The 459-nt window shown below is 45.8% G+C and carries 1 protein-coding gene; it reads left to right on the top strand.

From position 1 onward, the window contains the following. The coding region (locus tag H6A61_RS16325) for a PD-(D/E)XK nuclease domain-containing protein (RefSeq protein WP_204394789.1) at positions 1-459 on the top strand (459 nt) is incomplete at both ends.

Genomic DNA, 459 nt, shown 5'->3' with positions numbered 1-459 from the left:
TGCCTATGATATATCAAAGCGGATATCTTACAATAAAGGCTTACGACAGAGATTTCAATACCTTCCTTCTTGATTTCCCGAACAATGAAGTAAAGGGGGGATTCCTTACTATGGTGGCTTCGTCATACCTACAACCAACTGAGGAAACCGGCGGGTGGATAAGAAGTCTTGTTGTAGCACTGCGCAAAGGAGACGTGGAGCAGGTACGCGAGCTGTTCACTTCTTTCCTCTCCGGAATACCTTACACAATGCGCCGCAAGGAAAACGAGGTGGAACGTGAACGGTATTTCCAATATACCTTCTATCTCATTATGCGTTTGGTGAGTGTTTATACCGTCTATGCCGAAAAAGTACAGAGCCAGGGACGTGTGGACTGCATAGTGGAAACATCAGAATATGTATATATCTTTGAGTTCAAACTGGACGGTACGGCCCAAGAGGCGCTTCAGCAGATAGAGG

Source organism: Bacteroides caecigallinarum, assembly GCF_016901995.1.
In the GTDB taxonomy this organism is placed as follows: domain Bacteria; phylum Bacteroidota; class Bacteroidia; order Bacteroidales; family Bacteroidaceae; genus Phocaeicola; species Phocaeicola cellulolyticus.
This window is presented reverse-complemented; position numbering and strand designations above follow the sequence as displayed.